The 18,627-nt window shown below is 44.0% G+C and carries 13 protein-coding genes and 5 tRNA genes; 5 read left to right on the top strand and 13 right to left on the bottom strand.

Annotated features, from left to right (window positions below):
- The first annotated feature begins 110 nt into the window (after nt 1-110).
- The 5 genes from FTV18_RS02750 to FTV18_RS02730 all read left to right on the top strand — a co-directional run bounded on the left by FTV18_RS02750 (nt 111) and on the right by FTV18_RS02730 (nt 8,707).
- Nucleotides 111-3,410 carry a LysM peptidoglycan-binding domain-containing protein gene (locus FTV18_RS02750; RefSeq protein WP_180016856.1) on the top strand — a complete coding sequence of 1,100 codons (3,300 nt, stop codon included), beginning with the start codon at nt 111-113 and terminating at the stop codon, nt 3,408-3,410.
- A 16-nt stretch (nt 3,411-3,426) separates the two neighbouring features.
- The gene (locus FTV18_RS02745; protein WP_180016858.1) at nt 3,427-5,259 is read left to right on the top strand and encodes an extracellular solute-binding protein; all 1,833 of its coding nucleotides are present in this window, start codon (nt 3,427-3,429) and stop codon (nt 5,257-5,259) included.
- Nucleotides 5,260-5,281: 22 nt separating this feature from the next.
- Nucleotides 5,282-6,325 (top strand): microcin C ABC transporter permease YejB, encoded by a 1,044-nt coding sequence (yejB, locus tag FTV18_RS02740; RefSeq protein ID WP_034703759.1) that lies wholly within the window; start codon nt 5,282-5,284, stop codon nt 6,323-6,325.
- Complete coding sequence (locus FTV18_RS02735) at nt 6,325-7,335, top strand: ABC transporter permease (RefSeq protein WP_166138250.1); 1,011 nt, start codon at nt 6,325-6,327, stop codon at nt 7,333-7,335. Before yejB ends, FTV18_RS02735 begins: the two co-directional genes overlap by 1 nt.
- Nucleotides 7,336-7,462: 127 nt before the next feature.
- The gene (locus tag FTV18_RS02730) at nt 7,463-8,707 is read left to right on the top strand and encodes an NADH:flavin oxidoreductase/NADH oxidase family protein (RefSeq protein ID WP_180016860.1); all 1,245 of its coding nucleotides are present in this window, start codon (nt 7,463-7,465) and stop codon (nt 8,705-8,707) included.
- A 67-nt stretch (nt 8,708-8,774) separates the two neighbouring features.
- Here the strand turns inward: FTV18_RS02730 and FTV18_RS02725 are convergent, their stop codons facing one another.
- The 13 genes from FTV18_RS02725 to pyrC all read right to left on the bottom strand — a co-directional run bounded on the left by FTV18_RS02725 (nt 8,775) and on the right by pyrC (nt 18,536).
- Complete coding sequence (locus FTV18_RS02725) at nt 8,775-10,196, bottom strand: iron-containing redox enzyme family protein (RefSeq protein ID WP_180016862.1); 1,422 nt, start codon at nt 10,194-10,196, stop codon at nt 8,775-8,777.
- Between the two features lie 314 nt (nt 10,197-10,510).
- Nucleotides 10,511-10,586 (bottom strand) — tRNA-Glu (locus FTV18_RS02720).
- A gap of 45 nt (nt 10,587-10,631) precedes the next feature.
- Nucleotides 10,632-10,707: transfer RNA gene (locus tag FTV18_RS02715), tRNA-Glu, on the bottom strand.
- A 24-nt stretch (nt 10,708-10,731) separates the two neighbouring features.
- Nucleotides 10,732-10,807: transfer RNA gene (locus FTV18_RS02710), tRNA-Glu, on the bottom strand.
- Between the two features lie 131 nt (nt 10,808-10,938).
- A complete protein-coding gene (locus FTV18_RS02705) occupies nt 10,939-11,850 on the bottom strand; it encodes an alpha/beta hydrolase (protein ID WP_180013915.1) in 912 nt (303 codons plus the stop codon).
- 248 nt (nt 11,851-12,098) lie between these two features.
- On the bottom strand, nt 12,099-12,989 hold the full coding sequence (locus FTV18_RS02700) for an alpha/beta fold hydrolase (RefSeq protein WP_180016864.1): 891 nt from the start codon (nt 12,987-12,989) through the stop codon (nt 12,099-12,101).
- Between the two features lie 84 nt (nt 12,990-13,073).
- The gene (locus FTV18_RS02695; protein ID WP_034170462.1) at nt 13,074-14,486 is read right to left on the bottom strand and encodes an amino acid permease; all 1,413 of its coding nucleotides are present in this window, start codon (nt 14,484-14,486) and stop codon (nt 13,074-13,076) included.
- Nucleotides 14,487-14,595: 109 nt separating this feature from the next.
- A tRNA-Glu gene (locus tag FTV18_RS02690) sits at nt 14,596-14,671 on the bottom strand.
- A 210-nt stretch (nt 14,672-14,881) separates the two neighbouring features.
- Nucleotides 14,882-16,312, bottom strand: a complete 1,431-nt coding sequence (locus FTV18_RS02685) for an amino acid permease (protein ID WP_159123358.1) — start codon at nt 16,310-16,312, stop codon at nt 14,882-14,884.
- A gap of 132 nt (nt 16,313-16,444) precedes the next feature.
- Complete coding sequence (locus tag FTV18_RS02680) at nt 16,445-16,600, bottom strand: hypothetical protein (protein ID WP_004782839.1); 156 nt, start codon at nt 16,598-16,600, stop codon at nt 16,445-16,447.
- Nucleotides 16,601-16,761: 161 nt separating this feature from the next.
- Nucleotides 16,762-16,837: transfer RNA gene (locus FTV18_RS02675), tRNA-Glu, on the bottom strand.
- Nucleotides 16,838-16,857: 20 nt separating this feature from the next.
- On the bottom strand, nt 16,858-17,517 hold the full coding sequence (rnt, locus tag FTV18_RS02670) for a ribonuclease T (RefSeq protein WP_034704922.1): 660 nt from the start codon (nt 17,515-17,517) through the stop codon (nt 16,858-16,860).
- The gene (gene pyrC, locus FTV18_RS02665; RefSeq protein WP_004782837.1) at nt 17,502-18,536 is read right to left on the bottom strand and encodes a dihydroorotase; all 1,035 of its coding nucleotides are present in this window, start codon (nt 18,534-18,536) and stop codon (nt 17,502-17,504) included. The genes rnt and pyrC overlap by 16 nt, the downstream gene beginning before the upstream one ends.
- Nucleotides 18,537-18,627 lie beyond the last annotated feature (91 nt).

Genomic DNA, 18,627 nt, shown 5'->3' with positions numbered 1-18,627 from the left:
TAACATTTAACGTGAAATCGGGGTAAATTAATGCCTTGTGTCCACGACATGCTTCACTACAATGGCATATCTAAAAAATAAATTTATATACGAATTGTTTGGATTTCTTTATGTATAAACCAACCGCAATTTTGTGGCAGCCCGCATTACCAGCATTTTTAAAATTTTCTGTACTTGGAACGGCACTCGCTTCCTTGGGACTGACGGGCTGTTCATCTACACAAAGTGCGACCCAAAAAGCGTCAAGCAAGCAGGTTGGCTCACAATATCTAGATGCAAGCAGTTTGGATGGGCTGGAAGATTTACTTTCTGCAACGGATATGCGTGCGGTTGAAGGTGACCGTTTACTGATTTTGAAGCATGGTGATATCTGGAAACGGATGACCGTTGGTTTCAAGATGGATCTGAATACCTGGAATCCGCGTATTGATGCACAGCGTGGCTGGTTTATTTCCCGTCAGCCGTATCTGGACCGCCTGAGTGCCCGTGCATCACGTTATCTCTATTATACGGTGAAAGAAGCGGAGCGCCGTGGTATGCCTACGGAACTGGCTTTATTACCGATTATTGAAAGTTCTTATGACCCGGCGGCGACCAGTAGTGCAGCAGCGGCAGGTTTATGGCAGTTTATTCCGAGTACCGGCCGTATTTATGGTTTGAAACAAACCTCACTTTACGATGGCCGTCGTGATGTGGTGGAATCGACCCGTGCGGCTTATGAATTCTTGGGTAGCTTATATAACCAGTTTGGTTCGTGGGAATTGGCTTTGGCCTCTTATAATGCCGGTCCAGGCCGTATCCAGCAGGCGATTAACCGTAATAAGGCTGCAGGCTTGCCTACCGATTACTGGTCCTTGAAACTGCCTCAGGAAACCATGAACTATGTACCGCGCTTCCTGGCAGTTGCACAGATTGTGAAAAATCCGGGTACTTATGGCGTGAGTTTGCCACCGATTGCCAACCGTCCTCACTTTCGTGAAGTGACTGTGGGTGCAGCCAATTTAAATGAGATTGCATCGATTACGGGTTTAAGCCGTGCTGAACTGTATCAGCTTAACCCGGGACATCGTGGTGACCGTATTGATCCTGAAAGTCCACGCCGTATTTTGATTCCGGCTGACTTAAGTCCATCGATTGATGAAAAACTGAAAAAACTGCAGTCGAGCTCAAGCGGCTTATGGGCAGGTACTGTCAGTAACTCGCCTAAAACGACCACTACAGTAGCTCCAAAGCCAGCTGTAGCAGCATCAACCAGTACCACCATCGTACCTGCCAAGCAGACACCACCGGTGCTTGCCACTACGACTGCTAAGACTGCAACAGCAACTAAAGCTCCAACTGCGACTGCAACACCTAAACCAGCCACGACTGTACCAGCAGCAGTGTCAACCACGACGACACCAAATTTAGCTGCACAAACCACCAAACGGGTCAGCACGCCACGTGGTTCCGAAGCACTTGCTGAATTTGCTGCAAAAAGTGAATTGCCTATTCCAAGCGCGCCACGTATTCCGGTTGCTGTGACGCCAGTTGCTTCGGTGAAGCCTATCCAGGTCGAGCCACCAATTACCGCAGCTGAACGTCAGCAAATCCAGAAAGTGGTGTCAGCAGAAGAAATTAATAAAACTGTGGATGAGCTTTTACAACCTGTAGCGACTGCGGCTGAACAGGCACAGGTCATTGAAGAGCTGAAAGCACTGGCACCTGCAGGCACAGAAATTGTTGACCCTTATGATGGCAAGATCAAACTGACTGCAATTCAGACCAGTCAGTCTATTGCCGAGCAGCAGGGTAAGGAGCTGACCAAAGGATTCTCGTATCCGAAAGAAGTCGCTGTAAACACCAGTGCAGATTCAGTTGAAGCTCGACTCAATCAGGGCAAAAACTATGTAAAAACTGATTCAGAAGTCGTGGTTGTGGCACCGAAAGGTAAGCGCAGTACCTATAAGGTTTTACCGGGTGATAACCTGGCATTGATTGCAGCCAAAAATGGCGTGAACTGGCGTGATGTCGCGAAATGGAACCAGATTGATCCAAACTCTACATTATATGTGGGCACCACAATTTATCTCTATGATGCCAAGCCCGTGCAGGAAGCACCGAAAGCTAAAGAGAAACCGGAAAGCTATGTGGTTCAGGCCAATGATTCTTTGACCAGCGTTGCCAGCCAGTTCGGCCTGAGCGTTAAACAGTTGGCTGATTATAATGATCTGAGTACGACCAGCGGTTTATTTGTTGGGCAAAAGCTTTCCCTGAAAGAAAGTGCCAGCAAAGCGAAAGCTGAAGACAGTAAAAAAGCCGAAACTGCCAAAGTTCAAACAAAGTCCTATACCGTTAAACGTGGTGAGTATCTGAAATTGATTGCAGATCGCTACGCATTGTCGAATGCAGAACTTGCTGCACTAACTCCGGGTTTAACTGCGGGTAGCAGTTTGATGGTCGGACAGAAGATTAATGTTCCTCTTAATGAAGTTGAAGAACTGACTGCGAGCAGTAAGAAAACCGAAAAAGTCGAACAGAAGTTTGAGAACGTTAAGGTTGATCATACGCCAACAGAAAACTATCAGGTCAAACGTGGTGAAACCCTGTACAGCATTGCCAATCAAAGTAAATTGACGGTATCTGAACTGGCTGCGTTAAATGGCCTGTCTGCAAACAGCGGCTTACGCATTGGTCAAACCATCAAGATTCCAGCTGGTAGTCAGGTTCCTGACAGTTATACGGTTCAATCGGGTGATACGCTGACTGGGATTGCAGCAAAATATAATCTGTCGATGGATCAAATTGCCAACCTGAACAATATTTCTCGTAGTGCCAATCTGCGTGTGGGTCAGCATCTGAAATTATCTGGCAGTCCTGAACCTGTGCAGGAAGTGGTCACCGAGACTCAGGAAAAGAATGTTAAATCAGATACTCACATCGTGAAATCTGGTGAAACCTTAAGCTCGATTGCCCGCCAATATCATCTGCAATTACGTTATCTGGCAGACTTGAATGGTTTGAATACCAATAGCAATGTGCGGATTGGACAGCGTTTAAAAATTAATGAAGATATTCAGATCGCCAAAAAAGAGCCGGTAGTGAAAGTCGCAACAAAATCTGCATCTTCTAAGGCGACAGAATCCTATACGGTAAAATCCGGGGAATCTCTGATTGCGATTGCCAATCGTGTAGGAGTACCCGTTACTGATCTGGCGAGCCTGAACAATCTTAGTCCACGTGCCGGTTTACGTGTGGGCCAAACGCTTCAGCTTCCAAAACTTGTCACTGAATACAAGGTGAAGCGTGGCGATACCTTGATCGGCCTGGCATCCCGTTATGGTATGGCAACCAATGAACTGGCAGAAATGAATGAACTGAAACCCAATACTCAATTGCGTATTGGTGATGTGATTAAGGTTCCAAACTAATTTCTGGATCGTGAAATTGTTTAATCCCGTCCATATCTTATGGATTCTTGCTGCCCCCTGGATCATCAGTTCCAGCGGGGCAGCAGTCATTACGACGCCTTATATTGCACTGCATAGTGTACCCAAATATGCACAGGCTAAATCTCTGCCTTATGCCAATCCGCAAGCGCCCAAAGGCGGTATTCTTATTCAGGCAGCTGATGGCAGTTTTGATAATCTGAACAGCATGAATGGTAAGGGGAATGTCACTGAAGGGATTAATTATATTTTTGACAGCCTCATGTCAAAATCCCTGGATGAACCCGGCGTCTATTATCCTTTGCTGGCGGAGAAAGTCAGTTTTGACCCAAAGCAGACCGCTTATATTATTTTCCATTTAAATCCTAAAGCCAGATTCAGTAATGGTCAGCCAGTGACGGCTAAGGATGTGAAATACAGTTTTGATCTGTACCAGACCCAGTCTAATTTCGGCTTGCAGATGTATCTGGCAGATATTAAAAAAACCGAAGTCCTGTCACCTTCAAAAGTTAAGATTAGTTTTAAATCTCGCCATAATCCGGAAATGGCGATGATTGTGACGCAAATGCCGATCTATTCTCAGCAGGAGTGGCAAAAGCGCAACTTCAAGGACATTAACCTGAAACCGATCTTGGGTTCTGGGCCCTATGTGATTGAACGTATTGATGCAGGACGCAGTATTTCCTATAAACGTAATCCGCATTATTGGGGTAAAGACCTCCTGGTCAATCGCGGCCGTTATAATTTTGATCGCATACAGTATCGCTATTACCGTAGTCCGGAAATCAAGTTTGAGGCATTTAAATCTGGCCAGTTTACGCTGCATGAAGAAAAACAGGTCAACCGCTGGGTAAGTGATTATCGGTTTCCTGCGGTACAGCAAGGCCAAATCAAAACCTATCGTTTTCAGCATCACAATCCGATTCCTACACAAAGCCTGATTTTTAATACGCGACGTCAGCCCTTTGCTGATATTCGCTTCCGGCAAGCTTTAACTCTGGCCTATGATTTTGAATGGCTAAATAAAGCCTTGTTTCATGGAGAATATCAGCGTCTGAACAGCTTTTTTAGTAATAGTGAACTGGCATCTACAAGCAAGCCGAGTGCTCAGGAGCTGGAAATATTACAGCCAAATTTATCAAAATTGCATCCGGTGCAACGTCAGGCGGTATTACAGGATTGGCATTATCCGCAATCAGATGCCTCCGGGTTTAACCGCAAAAATTTATTACAGGCGCGACAAATTTTATTGAATGCCGGTTACCGTTATCAGCAGGGGAAACTGGTGACTGCTCAAGGTCAACCTGTACAGATTGAATTTCTGTTGCATCAGGCTGAACAGCAGCGTCATCTGATGCCTTATCTACGGCATTTGAAACGTTTAGGAATTCAGGCTCACATTCGGATGGTGGAAACGGCTCAGTATTATGAGCGACTAAGAAATTATCAGTTTGATATGATTATGGATACCATGCCGCAATCGCTGACACCGGGGCAGGAACAGAAACAGTTTTGGGGCAGTGAGGCGGCACGTCAGCCTGGCAATTATAATTATGCCGGTATTCAAAATCCGGTGATTGATCGGGTAATTGATCAGGTGGTTCAGGCACAAAGCCGGGAGCAGCTGATTTATAGTACCCGAGCTTTAGATCGTTTATTGCGAGCCGGTTATTATCATATTCCGACCTATGGTACGGGTGAATACTGGTATGCTTACTGGAATATGTATCGGCAGCCCAAGATCAAGCCCAAGCTTTCTGCGGGTATTGATTACTGGTGGGTGGATACAGCTAAAGCCAGACAAGTGGCACCGTACTTAAAATATCGCTAGGTTTTCAGCTTTGGGGAGTGCCATGAGCACTTATATCGTCAAACGTTTGCTTCTTATGATTCCGACATTATTGATGGTTTTACTGATCAATTTTGTGGTGATTCAGCTTGCACCGGGTGGTCCAGTGGAACAGGCTATCTATCAGTCACAGCATGCGAATAATTTGGCGATTGGTGGCTTGCAGTATCAGGGACAGCAAGGCCTGACGCCCGAAATGCTGGAGCAGATCAAGATTCAGTATGGATTTGATCAACCGGTTCATCTACGGTTCTGGGAAATGTTGAAAAGCTATGCCCAATTTGATTTAGGCCAGAGTTTTTTTAAAGGCCAAGCTGTGACTGAACTGATCTGGGAAAAATTGCCAGTTTCACTGTCTTTAGGTTTCTGGAGTACCTTGCTGATCTATCTGGTTTCTATTCCTCTTGGCATCCAGAAAGCCAAAAAGCATGGCAGCCTGTTTGATCAAACGACGTCTTTGCTGCTGGCTGTGGGCTATGCCATTCCAGCCTTTATCTTTGCCATTTTGCTGATTGTATTTTTTGCAGGTGGTTCCTATCTGCAATGGTTTCCTTTACAAGGCTTAAGCTCGGAAAATTTTGATGAATTATCTTTCTTTGGAAAAATTCAGGATTATTTCTGGCATATGGCTTTGCCATTGCTGGCTATGGTACTCGGTGGTTTTGCACGGCTGACTTATCTAGTGAAATTTTCCTTTATGGAAGAACTCAGTAAACACTATGTGCTGGCAGCAAAAGCGAAGGGACTACAGGAAAGGGCAGTACTCTATCGGCATGTACTGCGCAATGCAGTGCTGGTGTTGATCGCTGGATTGCCAGAAGCTTTGCTCGGTATTTTATTTGTCGGGAACCTGTTTATTGAAATCATCTTTAATCTGGATGGTTTGGGCATGCTGGGATTTGAAGCGATTCTGCAGCGGGATTATCCGGTCATTTTTGGAACCTTGTTTATTTTTACCTTATTGGGTTTAGTGTTGCGTTTGATCAGTGATGTGCTGTATCGGGTGATTGATCCCCGGATTCATTTTGATTCACGAGGGTCAAAATAATGTCACCAATGCTACGCGCCAGCCTGCAACGTTTTAAAAATAATAAAACCGGATTTGCCTGCTGCATTGCCTTTGTCATTATTTTTATCTTGTCACTTGGTGCTGAGCTGATCGCTAACGATAAGCCTTTACTGATCAAGTATGAGGACTCCTATTATCTGCCAGTAATAAAGTCATATCCTGAAACGACTTTTGGGGGTGTCTTTGAAACTGAAGCCGAGTATCAGGATCCTGCGGTACAGCAGCTGATTAATGCCAAAGGCTGGGCAATCTGGCCGGTGATCCGCTTCGGCTATGACACACCCAATTTGGCACTCGATATTCCAGTACCTTCACCTCCAAGCAGGCAAAATTGGCTAGGAACAGATGATCAGGGACGGGATGTGCTGGCACGGATTCTATATGGCTTGCGTATTTCCTTGCTGTTTGGCTTTGCACTGACTTTGCTGTCGGCAGGATTAGGTGTGCTGGTCGGTGCAGTTCAAGGCTATTATGGTGGCTGGATTGACCTGATCGGGCAACGTGCACTTGAGGTCTGGAGCAGCCTGCCGATGCTGTTTATGGTCATGATTCTGGTCAGTGTGTTTAGTCCGAATATTTACTGGCTATTTGTGATCATGCTATTTTTTGGCTGGACAACACTGGTGTCGATGGTGCGCGCTGAATTTTTACGGGCCAGAAATCTGGAATATGTCTGGGCAGCGAAAAGTATTGGTGCAGGGCATGGCCGGATCATGTTCAGGCATATTTTACCCAATGTGATGGGTTCCAGCCTGTCACAACTACCTTTTATGCTGACTGCCAACATCAGCGCACTAACTGCACTGGACTTTTTAGGTTATGGTTTGCCACCCGAAACCGCTTCTCTAGGTGAATTATTACTGCAGGGTAAAAATAATCTCAATGCGCCGTGGTTGGCTTTATCCGGGTTTCTGACTTTAGCCATTGTCTTGTCTTTACTCATCTATATCGGTGAAGCCATCCGGGATGCTTTCGATCCCAAAATTTAAAATGATTTTTTAAGACTGATTTAATATCTACAAATAAAATTTGTATCCATTTGACAATATGAATTGTCAATTATGGCAAGTTAGGTTATAACACATACAAAATAAGATAAACATTTCAGGAAAGTACATGACACAATTGGCCGATTCCATCCAGATCCGTAATACCCAGTTTAAAAACCGTATCATTAAAGGTGCCATGAGTGAGGCGTTGGCCAATGATGCAGGCCAACCCAATCAGGCCCATTTAAAGTTATATGAAGCTTGGGCCAAAGGTGGTTTAGGCTGTGCGATTACGGGTAATGTCATGGTGGATTTTCGTGCCAAGAATGAACCCGGTGTAGTGGTAGTAGAAACTGAACGTGACCTGGAAAAGTTAAAAGCTTGGGCGAATGTCGGCAAACGTCATGGCATGGTGCAACTGGTACAGTTATCTCATCCTGGACGTCAGTGCCCAAAAGGCTTGAATAAAGAAACCGTAGCACCTTCAGCTGTACCTTTTAGTCCAGCATTGGCGATGAGTTTCGGTACGCCACGTGAACTGCGTGAAGATGAAATTTTAGATATTATCCAGCGCTTTGCGACTTCAGCTGCCATTTGTGAAAAGGCGGGATTTGAAGGCGTGCAGTTACATGGTGCACATGGTTATCTAATTAGCCAGTTTTTATCGCCCCTGACCAATAAACGTCAAGACCAGTGGGGTGGCAGTATTGAAAACCGCAGCCGATTTTTGCTAGAAGCCTATAAGGCGGTACGTGCAGCAACTTCAGAGAATTTTATCATTTCAGTGAAATTAAACTCGGCAGACTTTCAGCGCGGTGGCATTAGTGAAGAAGACGTTATTTATGTTTTTAAGGCGATGGATGCAGCCGGGATCGATATGATTGAAGTTTCTGGCGGAACCTATGAAGCACCTGCAATGGCCGGAGTAAAAGCAGAGAAACGTAAAGCATCAACGGTTGCCCGCGAAGCCTATTTCCTCGACTTTGCCGAAAAGATCCGTCAGGAAGTAAATTGCCATTTGATGGTGACGGGTGGCTTCCGTACCGCAGTGGGTATGAATGCAGCCCTTGATAGTAGCGCATGTGATTTTGTCGGTATTGCACGTCCATTTGCGGTCGAGCCTGATCTGGGCAACCGTCTGGTGGCTGGGCAGGATGTACGTTATACAGTCGAAAAAATTAAAACCGGTATTCCAATGATCGATAAAATGGCGATTATGGAAATCATCTGGTATGCTGCGCAATTTAAAGAAATTGCCAAAGGTAATCGACCAAATCCAAAACTGTCACCTTTAAAGGTATTTTTAAATTACGTAAAAGGTAATGTGAAAGCTGTGATTAAAGGTCAGATCAATTCACGTAAATCGGCTTAATTTGTATAATGCATTGAAGCAAAAACAGGGCATATAAAATACCCTGTTTTTTTTATGAATGACCTTTTTAAGAATAAGTCATGGCTTGAGTCTGAAAAGGGAAGAGCAACTGAGAAAGCTGACGTGTTGCCCACAAGCCCACTTCCTGATGATGCATATGCGGTGCCACGTAAGGAATCAATAAATCAATCTTTTGTTCGGCAGCAGCGCAGCGATTCAGACGGCTTTTCAGCTGATGGATCTGTTGCTGGTCAATACGGTTCAATACCGGTTCCATCTGGTTATGAACTTGAGATCTGCTACGTGATGACAGACGAGCGGCAAAAGTCTCACCTTGAATCCAGTCTTTAATAATCTGTTTTTCAGTCGCATTAAATACACCAAACATTTTGCCATCTGGATCATCAATCATTTTCCAGAACCGGCTTTGTTCTACAGGTGCATCTTTTACAATCCAGCCTTTTTCAATCATGACTTTCAAGAAGTCTGCAATCTGTGCCGGATCGGATAACCACTCATTAATGGTCTTGCCACTAAACTGGCATTTCTGGTTATGGATATATTGTCCAATCAGCGCTTTGTTCTGAAATACTTTCAAAGCCAATTTTTCAGTATCCAGTTGCTTGATGATCTGGGTAGAACTTTTACCAATGTCATTCAGCACATAACCTTTTTTAATCAGGTCTAGATACTGGGCAGGATCTTCAGCGAGTGCATACTGATCTAAATAGGCTTGCAGAGATTTTTGTGCATGACCGTTGTGAGCATTATCAATGGTAATGTGTACATTGAAGTAATGTGGATCAATACCGAGTTCAGACAGCTCATAATTGGTAATTAACAGGTGTAAGGGCAGCTGCTCATAACCCAGATTGAAACCAATTACTAACGGCAGATATTCTGGCGGCGCATAGGCCAAAGCCAGCTGCACGGCTGCGTGTTCATAATAGCTGGCATCCAGTTGCTCAGCATAGCTGTTCAGCTCATAATGATTCAGCAAATCCTGATACATGGTGACATGATTGGCACGGGTATGACCCATGCCTAGTTCTTCCAGATAGATATAAATCAGGTCTTTGGTTTCCGGACGATTCCAGTTTTGCACAGTTGAATACAGCCATGAGCCGTCTACCAGTTTTACAGGTGCGACTTTGGCCAGGAACTCAAATGCATGTGACACAGTCGGGAAGTATTCACGTCCTTGCTGCTGTCTACGCCGCTCTACATAAGACTGGAAGATTGCGCAGGTTTGGTGGTGCTGTTCCAGAAAATGTTGCTCTACATGTCTGGGTTGATCCAGCCATTCCAGCCCAGCCACATCAACTTGCTGGATTAAATCTCTTAAATAGTTCTCAGCCTGTTCGGTCTTTACTGCCGTCGAAATCTGTTGATCTTGAAAGAAGTTGACCCAATCTTTAAAGTTATTAAATTGATGATTATGATTTTTAATAGATGATTCAGGCGAACTTAACTTTGTACTGACGAACATAATCTGATCCTTGCAGATATATTATGCTTTCTACCTTAACGGCATGCTTATACCACCGGTGTTAATTTTTTGTTCGGATTTATAGTGCGATTGCTGTAAATGAAAATGAATGGATAACGAGTTGAAGAGAAATGTAAAAGAATAAGGTTTTTGAATGAATTATTTATAAACAAATAAAATTGCAATCGAGACAATTTGATCAAAGGTTAAAAACAGGAATGAAGGAACAAGCAAAAAAACAAATAATAAAAAAGCCCAAGTCATCATGCTTGGGCTTTTTTATGAGAAGTTAATTAAATTAACCATCTCGAATATGGCGTCCCTACGGGGATTCGAACCCCGGTTACCGCCGTGAAAGGGCGATGTCCTAGGCCTCTAGACGATAGGGACAATGTAGAAGTGATATTTTAAACCAGAACTTTTGATCTAAAGTAATGGCGTCCCTACGGGGATTCGAACCCCGGTTACCGCCGTGAAAGGGCGATGTCCTAGGCCTCTAGACGATAGGGACTTAATAAAATATTACTTCTGAAATTGGCGTCCCTACGGGGATTCGAACCCCGGTTACCGCCGTGAAAGGGCGATGTCCTAGGCCTCTAGACGATAGGGACGTTTCAGAGGTGGGCGTATATTAGGGTGAAAACAGGGGGGTGTCAAACGCTTTTCCAGAGTTTTTTGGAAATTTTCTTTTGAGTGCATAAATTTAAAACAATATTAGCAGAATACTTGAAAAATGCAGGATTTAGGCCGGATTTTTAAGCAATTCCAGAATGGCTTCAACAACCTGCGGATGCAGTAAATAGCCAGTAATATCATGTGGACGGTGAATATGCGTACGAATGCCATGATTGATGATTTCAGGTTCAAACTTGAATGGCGGTTCGGTAAGCGGAATGGCGGTGAGATAATCATCCGTTGAGTAGAAATTGATCCAGTCGCCTTTAATTGCCTTAGGTCGTACCACCGGCTGTGCCAAGCTGGATTGAATCACCTGAAAGGCTAATGGTGAACCTAAAGTAATAAAACGCTGTACATTCAGTTCAGGGTGCTGGATAAGATGATTATAGGCAATCACACTTCCTAAAGAATGGGCAATGACAATGCAGGGTTTGCGACCACTCAGTTGTCGGGCAATCCGTTCATGCACTTTCCTCATGAAATCAGGGTTATCGAGATAAAGATAAGTTTCAATCAGAAATCTCTGCAACAGAGTGCGATGCAGAGTGGGAAAATAATTGAGTAATAAGGCAAAATCCCGAAGCGCCACATTCCTGCCGAGGGCGGTAAAATAATTGAATTTCTGCCTGAAATCCATGGTGTCACTTGAACTGGGTTGGGCGAAATCGGTAATTGTGGGCCTACGCCAACCAGGACGTGGAACAGGGGCGGGAAGCTGAGGTTGAGTAGGCTTGCGAAAAGGAAAGCTAGGCCATTCCTGGGGCATCAGGGTGCCAGCTTCTAGAATATTGCGGACGTTATAACGTGAAAGCAGATCGCCATAAAATGGAATACGAATGTGACGTTTTAAATAACTAAATCTGGCATCTTGTTGATGTTTACGCATCCCTTTTTGAAGTATATGTAGCCAGCGCTGCCGGATGGAGGCAGCGCTATGATGTTGCTGATTCATTCCATGAATAAAAATAACTTTCATCGACACCCCACTGAGTTCGATAGAATTATATTTACAGTATAGAAAATATTAACGTAGCAAAAGCAGCGCTTTTTGTGGTGTTAATGTGTAAATTATCTTTGATAAAACAATAATTAACAGACATATGTATATTTATAAAAGAGTCATAAATAAACCACAAAATGAGTAGGTATGAATAAAGAATTTTACTCAGCAGAAAAATAATGCAAAGGAAATAGTAAAATTAAATCTGTAAATTAAGATGCTTTTTAGAGTAATTCTAGCAGGGCTTCGATGACTTCCGGATGCTGGACATAGCCATCAATATCATGCGGATGATAAATTGAAGTACGAATCTCCCGATTGATAATTGCCGGCTGAAACTGAAAAGGCGGTTCTGATAATGGAAAGGCAGTTAAAAAGTCATCACTGCAATAAAAATTAATCCAGTCACCTTTAATAGCTTTTGGCCGATGAACAGGCTGTGGCAAATGTTCCTGAATGACCCGGAAAGCCATTGGTGATCCCATGCTGATAAAACGCTGTACATTCAGTTCCGGGTGCAGAAGCAGATAATGATAGGCAATCACACTTCCTAAAGAATGAGCCATCAGGATACAGGGTTTATCGCCATGCAGTTGTTGACCAATTCGCTGATGTACCTGCTGCATGAATGTGGAATTCGCTAGATAAGAATAGGTTTCGATCAGAAATTTTTTGATCAGCGTATCATGCAGGCGAGGGAAATGATTCAGTAAAATCACAAAATCCCGTAATAGAGTATTCCGGCTTAATATACTAATAAACTTCAGCTTCTGGTTAAAGGTCATGGCATCCTCAACCTTTAGCTCGGGAATTTCACAAATTTCAGGTGAATATTGATTGAGATGGGGTGGTGGCTGGGATTTAATTGGAGACTGGAAAGGAAAGCGAGGCCAGTCTTGCGGCATTAAGGTGCTGGCATTTAGCACATTATGTAAATGATGACGTGACAGTAAGTCGCCATAAAAAGGGATACGGATATGCCGTTTGAGGTAGGCAAAACGTGTTTGTTGATGCGACTGTTCCAGACCATGTTTTAGCAAACTCAGCCAACGTTGACGCAGGGACGCAGAGCTAAATTTCTGCTTATTCATGCCATGAATATAAATAATTTTCATCGACACACCACGCTGGCTGCCTAGAACATTTTCAGTATAAATAAAAAAGAGCAGCCGAAGCTGCTCTTTTAGTCATTTTAATGTTTAAGCATTTTTGTGATAAAACTTATAGTAGCTTGCATAGCACAGTGCGATAAACAGCAAGCAGCCAAAGAAACTGATACGCATGCTCGGATCAAATACCATACTGATACAGGTAATCAGACAGAACAGAAAACCCAGAATCGGTACGATCGGGAACAATGGCGCAGCAAAATCAAGATCCTTTGCTGTTTTACCCTGTTTGTACCATTCGCGGCGGAAGTTGAACATGCTCAGACAGATGCTCATCCAGACCACTACCATGGTAAATGCTGCAATACCTAGCAAGTTAGTGAAGATGGTTTCCGGTGCGAACTGTTCAGACAACAAGCCAGGCATACCGCCAATCATGGTGACAATGACTGCAATATAAGGTACACCACGCGCATTTAAGCGGGAAAATACCGCTGGTAACTGTTTGCTGTAAGACAATGACCACATCATACGGGATGCAGCAAATAGACCTGAGTTAGCAGCAGATAGTAATGCTGTGATAATCACAAAGCGGATAATATCTTCGGCATAAGGAATACCGATATGCTGGAATACTGTCACGAATGGACTGCTACTGACACCTTCAGCTGCCAGACCTGCTTCCTGATGCGGAAGAAGGGAAGTCACCACAATAATCGTACCTACAAAGAAAATCAGTAAGCGGAAAATTGCAGTATTAATCGCTTTCGGTACATTTTTGGCAGGATCTTTGGTTTCACCCGCAGCCACACCAATCAGTTCTGTGCCAGAGAATGCAAAGTTTACAATCAGCATGGTGGTGAAGATTGGGAACAGACCTTCTGGGAACCAGCCTTGAGCTGTCAGGTTACTGAATAGCGGAGCAGTTTCCTGTCCTTGGTAGCTTACTACACCAAAAATAGCGAGTAGGCCAAGCAGGATAAAGGTCACGACAGTAACGACTTTCACCAGTGCCAGCCAGAACTCGGACTCTGCAAACCAGCGGGTAGAAATCATATTCAGTGCGAATACGAAAGCACCAAAAATCAGTGTCCACATCCACATAGAGCTATCCGGGAACCATTCCTGCATTAATAAAGCTGCAGCGGTAAATTCAGTTCCCAAGGTCACTGACCAGGTCAGCCAGTATAGCCAGGTAATGGTGTAGCCAGTCCCCGGTCCAATATAGCGTTTGGCATAGGCGCCAAATGAGCCAGATTCGGGCATATGAACGGCAAGTTCACCCAGACATAGCATAACCATGTAAGCGATGATCCCGCCAAGGAGATAAGCAAGAATGGCACCTACAGGCCCCGTTTGTGCAATGACTTCACCCGAACCTAGAAATAGGCCTGTTCCGATTGCGCCACCAAGCGAAATCATGACCAGATGTCGAGTACTCATAGCGCGTTTTAAAGGCGCAGAATTGCCCTGATGCGTAGCATCATTCGGAGATGAGTGCATAGGAGTCAAAAAATAAAAGAATGAAGCGGGTTATTGTAGTGAAAAACTACAAATCTGCAACGTATTAATATGGATTATGTATAAGACTTGATCGTGAGCGATCAGATAATGGCGTCCCTACGGGGATTCGAACCCCGGTTACCGCCGTGAAAGGGCGATGTCCTAGGCCTCTAGACGATAGGGACGTTGCGAGGTGATGGCTATATTAAGGACTAAGCCGGACTTTGTCAAAAGAGTTTTTACTAAAATGTATTTAACAGTTTAAACATTAGGCAAAACAAAAACTTTATTTTATTAAGATATTATTTTCTGAACGGATTTACCTGATATGAAAAAATAAACCCAATCGGAATTGGGTTTATTAAAGAAATTATTTCAGTTCAAAAGTTTAGAACTTAAGCTTTTTGATGATAAAGCCAGTAATAACTTGCATAACATGCTGCCATAAACAATAAACAGCCAATAAAACCAGAGAGCATTTCAGGGTCAGCTGCCATACTCAGACCGGTTGCAGTACAAGTTACAAAACCTAGAGTGGGAACTAAGGGGAACCAAGGTGTACGGAATTTTAGTTCAGAGACGCTATGACCAGACTTCAGCCATTGGCGACGGAAATTAAACTGGCTCCAGCAGATACTCATCCAGACAATCACCATGGTAAAAGCGGCCACGCCCATCAGGTTTTTAAAGATGACATCTGCACCAAATTGTTCAGAGAGCAGACCAGGCAAGCCGCCAATCATGGTGACCCAAACTGCTACATAAGGCACGCCGGATTTGCTGACTTTGGCAAATAGTCGCGGTAACTGGTTTTGTGAAGACAATGCCCACATCATACGTGAAGCTGCATAGAGTCCAGAGTTTGCAGTAGAGAGCAGCGCAGTGATAATTACGAAACGAATGAAATCTTCGGCATAAGGAATACCCATCTGGGTAAACACGGATACAAACGGACTGCTGCTTAAGCCCCCATGACCACCGACCTGTAGACCTGCATCGGTATAAGTCAGTAACGAGCTGATCACAATGATGGTGCCAACAAAGAAAATCATCAGACGCCATACCGCAGCATGAATCGCTTTCGGTACATTTTTCTCAGGATTTTCGGTTTCACCGGCAGCGATCCCGATCATCTCGGTACCGTTAAAGGCAAAATTCACGATTAGTAATGTGGTGAATAACGGAATTAAACCATTTGGCAGCCAGCCATGTTCAGTCAGATTGCTGAACAGCGGTGCGGATTCATAACCTTGGAATGGAATAAAGCCAAAGATACAGCCAAAGCCCAGAATAATGAAAATCAGTACAGTCGCAACTTTAACCAGTGACAGCCAGAATTCTGATTCAGCAAAGGTACGGGTTGAGCTTAAATTGGAGAGCAGTACACCTGCAGCAAAGATCAATGTCCATAACCAGATCGAAGTTTGGGGAAACCATTCCTGCATCAGAATCGCAGCGGCAGTAAATTCGGTACCCAAGGTGGCTGACCAGCCGAGCCAGTACATCCAGGACACCATATAGCCTGTACCCGGCCCAATATAATGGGTTGCAAAGGCACCAAAAGAACCAGACACGGGTAAATGTACGGCCAGTTCACCGAGGCAGAGCATTACCATATAGGCGATCAAGCCACCAATAATATAGGCCAGTACTGCGCCCAAAGGTCCAGCTTGTGAAATCACTTCACCGGAACCCATAAACAGGCCGGTACCAATAGCGCCACCAAGGGAAAGCATGATCAGATGACGTGTGCCCATGGCACGTTTTAACGACGGAGTTTGACCCTCAACAGACGAATGCTGTGAAGGTGGAGAGGGAGATTGCATAGCTCAATTAAAAGGAGAGATTTAAAAAAAGTATTTTAGTTTTAATTATGTGAAATATCACATAAATTGGAATTTCCTCATAAAGTTCTTCTTTTAATTTAAAAAATAAATATTTGCAAAGCCTCTTAAAAACTAGTGATCGGGAGTCTGGTATTGCTCAGTCGGTGTTTTTTCAGCAGGCGTAGTTTCTGCTCGGTTCTCAGCAGTTTTATCATCGCGACTGATCACATAAATATAAAGCGCTGAAGGTGCCAGAATAAGTAAAACAAGCAGGATTTTCTTTAGCATGGGAAAATTGATCAAAACCTAACATCAACTTGATTATAGCCTAAGCAAACGAGAAAGGGCACCAAACTCAGTCATGCGAAATTTATAACAATAGTATTGAAAGCAATAATAAGAAAAAGAGTTTTCTTGGAAAAAATGAAAGAAGAAGGGGATAAATAAGATGGCGTCCCTACGGGGATTCGAACCCCGGTTACCGCCGTGAAAGGGCGATGTCCTAGGCCTCTAGACGATAGGGACGTTTAGAAGATGGCGGTATCTTATTGATCCGCCACCAAAGTGTCAAGCAGGTGAGGTGCGAGTTTGTTTAAAATATAGCAAAACAGTTCCGCAGTCTTTTGCGTATCGTATAACGCAGAGTGTGCTTCTTTGCCATCAAACTCAATACCGGCCTGAATACAAGATTTAGCCAGAACCGTTTGACCAAACATCACCGCACTTAAAGTCACGGTATCAAACACAGAAAAACTGTGAAACGGATTCTGGTTTTTGGTTCCGGTACGGGCAATTGCTGCCTGTACAAAGCCCAAATCAAAATGCGCATTGTGACCGACCAAAACGGCATGCGTACAATTTTGCTGACGACGCACTTCATTGACCGATTTAAAAATACGTTTTAACGCGGTTTTTTCATCTTCAGCCATTGCGATCCGCATCGGATTTGACGGGTCAATCCCGATAAATTCCAAAGAGCGGCGATCCAGGTTGGCACCTTCGAAAGGATTGATATGTGCGTGGTAAGCTTCACCGGGCACAAACTGGCCATCTTCATTATAAACAATAGGAATGGCCGCAATTTCTAACAAGGCATCAGTCTGTGCATTAAAGCCTGCTGTTTCAACATCGACAACAACAGGCAAAAATCCACGGAAACGCTGACCAATGACTGGAAGAGTTTCATTTGTCACATTTTTCTCCATTGAATGGTTTTTCCTGCATATAGCGGAACGATTTGTTCACCATCCAAGTAGTCTAGACTTTCAGGAATAACTTGATCTTCTTTGACCAGCGTAATGGTTTTGGTATTACGTGGGAGGCCGTAGAAATCTGCACCAAAGTGGCTGGCAAAACCTTCTAGGCGGTCGATTTTACCTACTTGATCAAAGGCCTGAGCATATAACTCAATTGCAGTCGGAGCACTATAGCATCCTGCGCAGCCACACGCATTTTCTTTGGCATTTTTTGAGTGCGGTGCACTGTCGGTGCCTAAGAAAAATTTAGGATTACCGCTCGTTGCCACTTCAAGCAACGTTTGCTGATGCGTCTGACGTTTTAAAATTGGCAGACAATAGAAGTGCGGCTTGATCCCACCAACCAGCATATCATTACGGTTAAACAGTAAATGCTGTGGGGTAATAGTCGCAGCCACATTACGATCCTGTTCCAGTACGAAATTAGCTGCCTCGCTGGTAGTAATGTGTTCCAGAACCAGTTTCAGTTTCGGGAACTGTTTTAGTAACGGTGCTAAGACTTCATCAAGGAAACGTTTTTCACGGTCAAAAATATCGACATGATTATGCGTCACTTCACCGTGCAGCAATAAAGGCACCTGATGCTCTTCAAGCTGTTCAATGACTGAATATACTTTACGAATGTCGCTTACACCGCTATCCGAGTTGGTGGTTGCGCCAGCAGGGTAAAGTTTAATAGCATTGACATGCTCAGAATCTTTAATCTTTTTGACTTCACTTGGAGAGGTATTATCTGTGAAATACAGCACCATGCGTGGATCAAAATCGCTACCTTCAGGAACATGCGCCATAATACGTTCACGGTAGCTTAATGCTTCTTCCACAGTTTTAACCGGTGGAACAAGGTTCGGCATACAGATGGCGCGGGAAAACTGTTTAGCTAGATCAGGAACGGTGCGTTGCAGAGCGTGACCATCACGCAGGTGGGCATGCCAGTCGTCTGGCTGGAGAAGGGTAATCGTATTCAAGGCGAATTCAATCGGAGAAATAAAACAAATGATAATGCATCTATGCCTAAAATGGTAACGAGAAATATATACAAAATAAGGGATATCTATA

The organism is Acinetobacter sp. YH12241 (assembly GCF_013417535.1).
Lineage (GTDB): Bacteria > Pseudomonadota > Gammaproteobacteria > Pseudomonadales > Moraxellaceae > Acinetobacter.
This window is presented reverse-complemented; position numbering and strand designations above follow the sequence as displayed.

Excerpts from the sequence above, each read along its gene's own strand:
- FTV18_RS02750 (WP_180016856.1), top strand. The coding sequence starts at position 111 with ATGTATAAACCAACCGCAATTTTGTGGCAGCCCGCATTACCAGCATTT.
- yejB (WP_034703759.1), top strand. The coding sequence starts at position 5,282 with ATGAGCACTTATATCGTCAAACGTTTGCTTCTTATGATTCCGACATTA.
- FTV18_RS02735 (WP_166138250.1), top strand. The coding sequence starts at position 6,325 with ATGTCACCAATGCTACGCGCCAGCCTGCAACGTTTTAAAAATAATAAA.
- FTV18_RS02730 (WP_180016860.1), top strand. The coding sequence starts at position 7,463 with ATGACACAATTGGCCGATTCCATCCAGATCCGTAATACCCAGTTTAAA.
- FTV18_RS02725 (WP_180016862.1), bottom strand. The coding sequence starts at position 10,196 with ATGTTCGTCAGTACAAAGTTAAGTTCGCCTGAATCATCTATTAAAAAT.
- FTV18_RS02705 (WP_180013915.1), bottom strand. The coding sequence starts at position 11,850 with ATGAAAGTTATTTTTATTCATGGAATGAATCAGCAACATCATAGCGCT.
- FTV18_RS02700 (WP_180016864.1), bottom strand. The coding sequence starts at position 12,989 with ATGAAAATTATTTATATTCATGGCATGAATAAGCAGAAATTTAGCTCT.
- FTV18_RS02695 (WP_034170462.1), bottom strand. The coding sequence starts at position 14,486 with ATGCACTCATCTCCGAATGATGCTACGCATCAGGGCAATTCTGCGCCT.
- FTV18_RS02685 (WP_159123358.1), bottom strand. The coding sequence starts at position 16,312 with ATGCAATCTCCCTCTCCACCTTCACAGCATTCGTCTGTTGAGGGTCAA.
- FTV18_RS02680 (WP_004782839.1), bottom strand. The coding sequence starts at position 16,600 with ATGCTAAAGAAAATCCTGCTTGTTTTACTTATTCTGGCACCTTCAGCG.
- rnt (WP_034704922.1), bottom strand. The coding sequence starts at position 17,517 with ATGGAGAAAAATGTGACAAATGAAACTCTTCCAGTCATTGGTCAGCGT.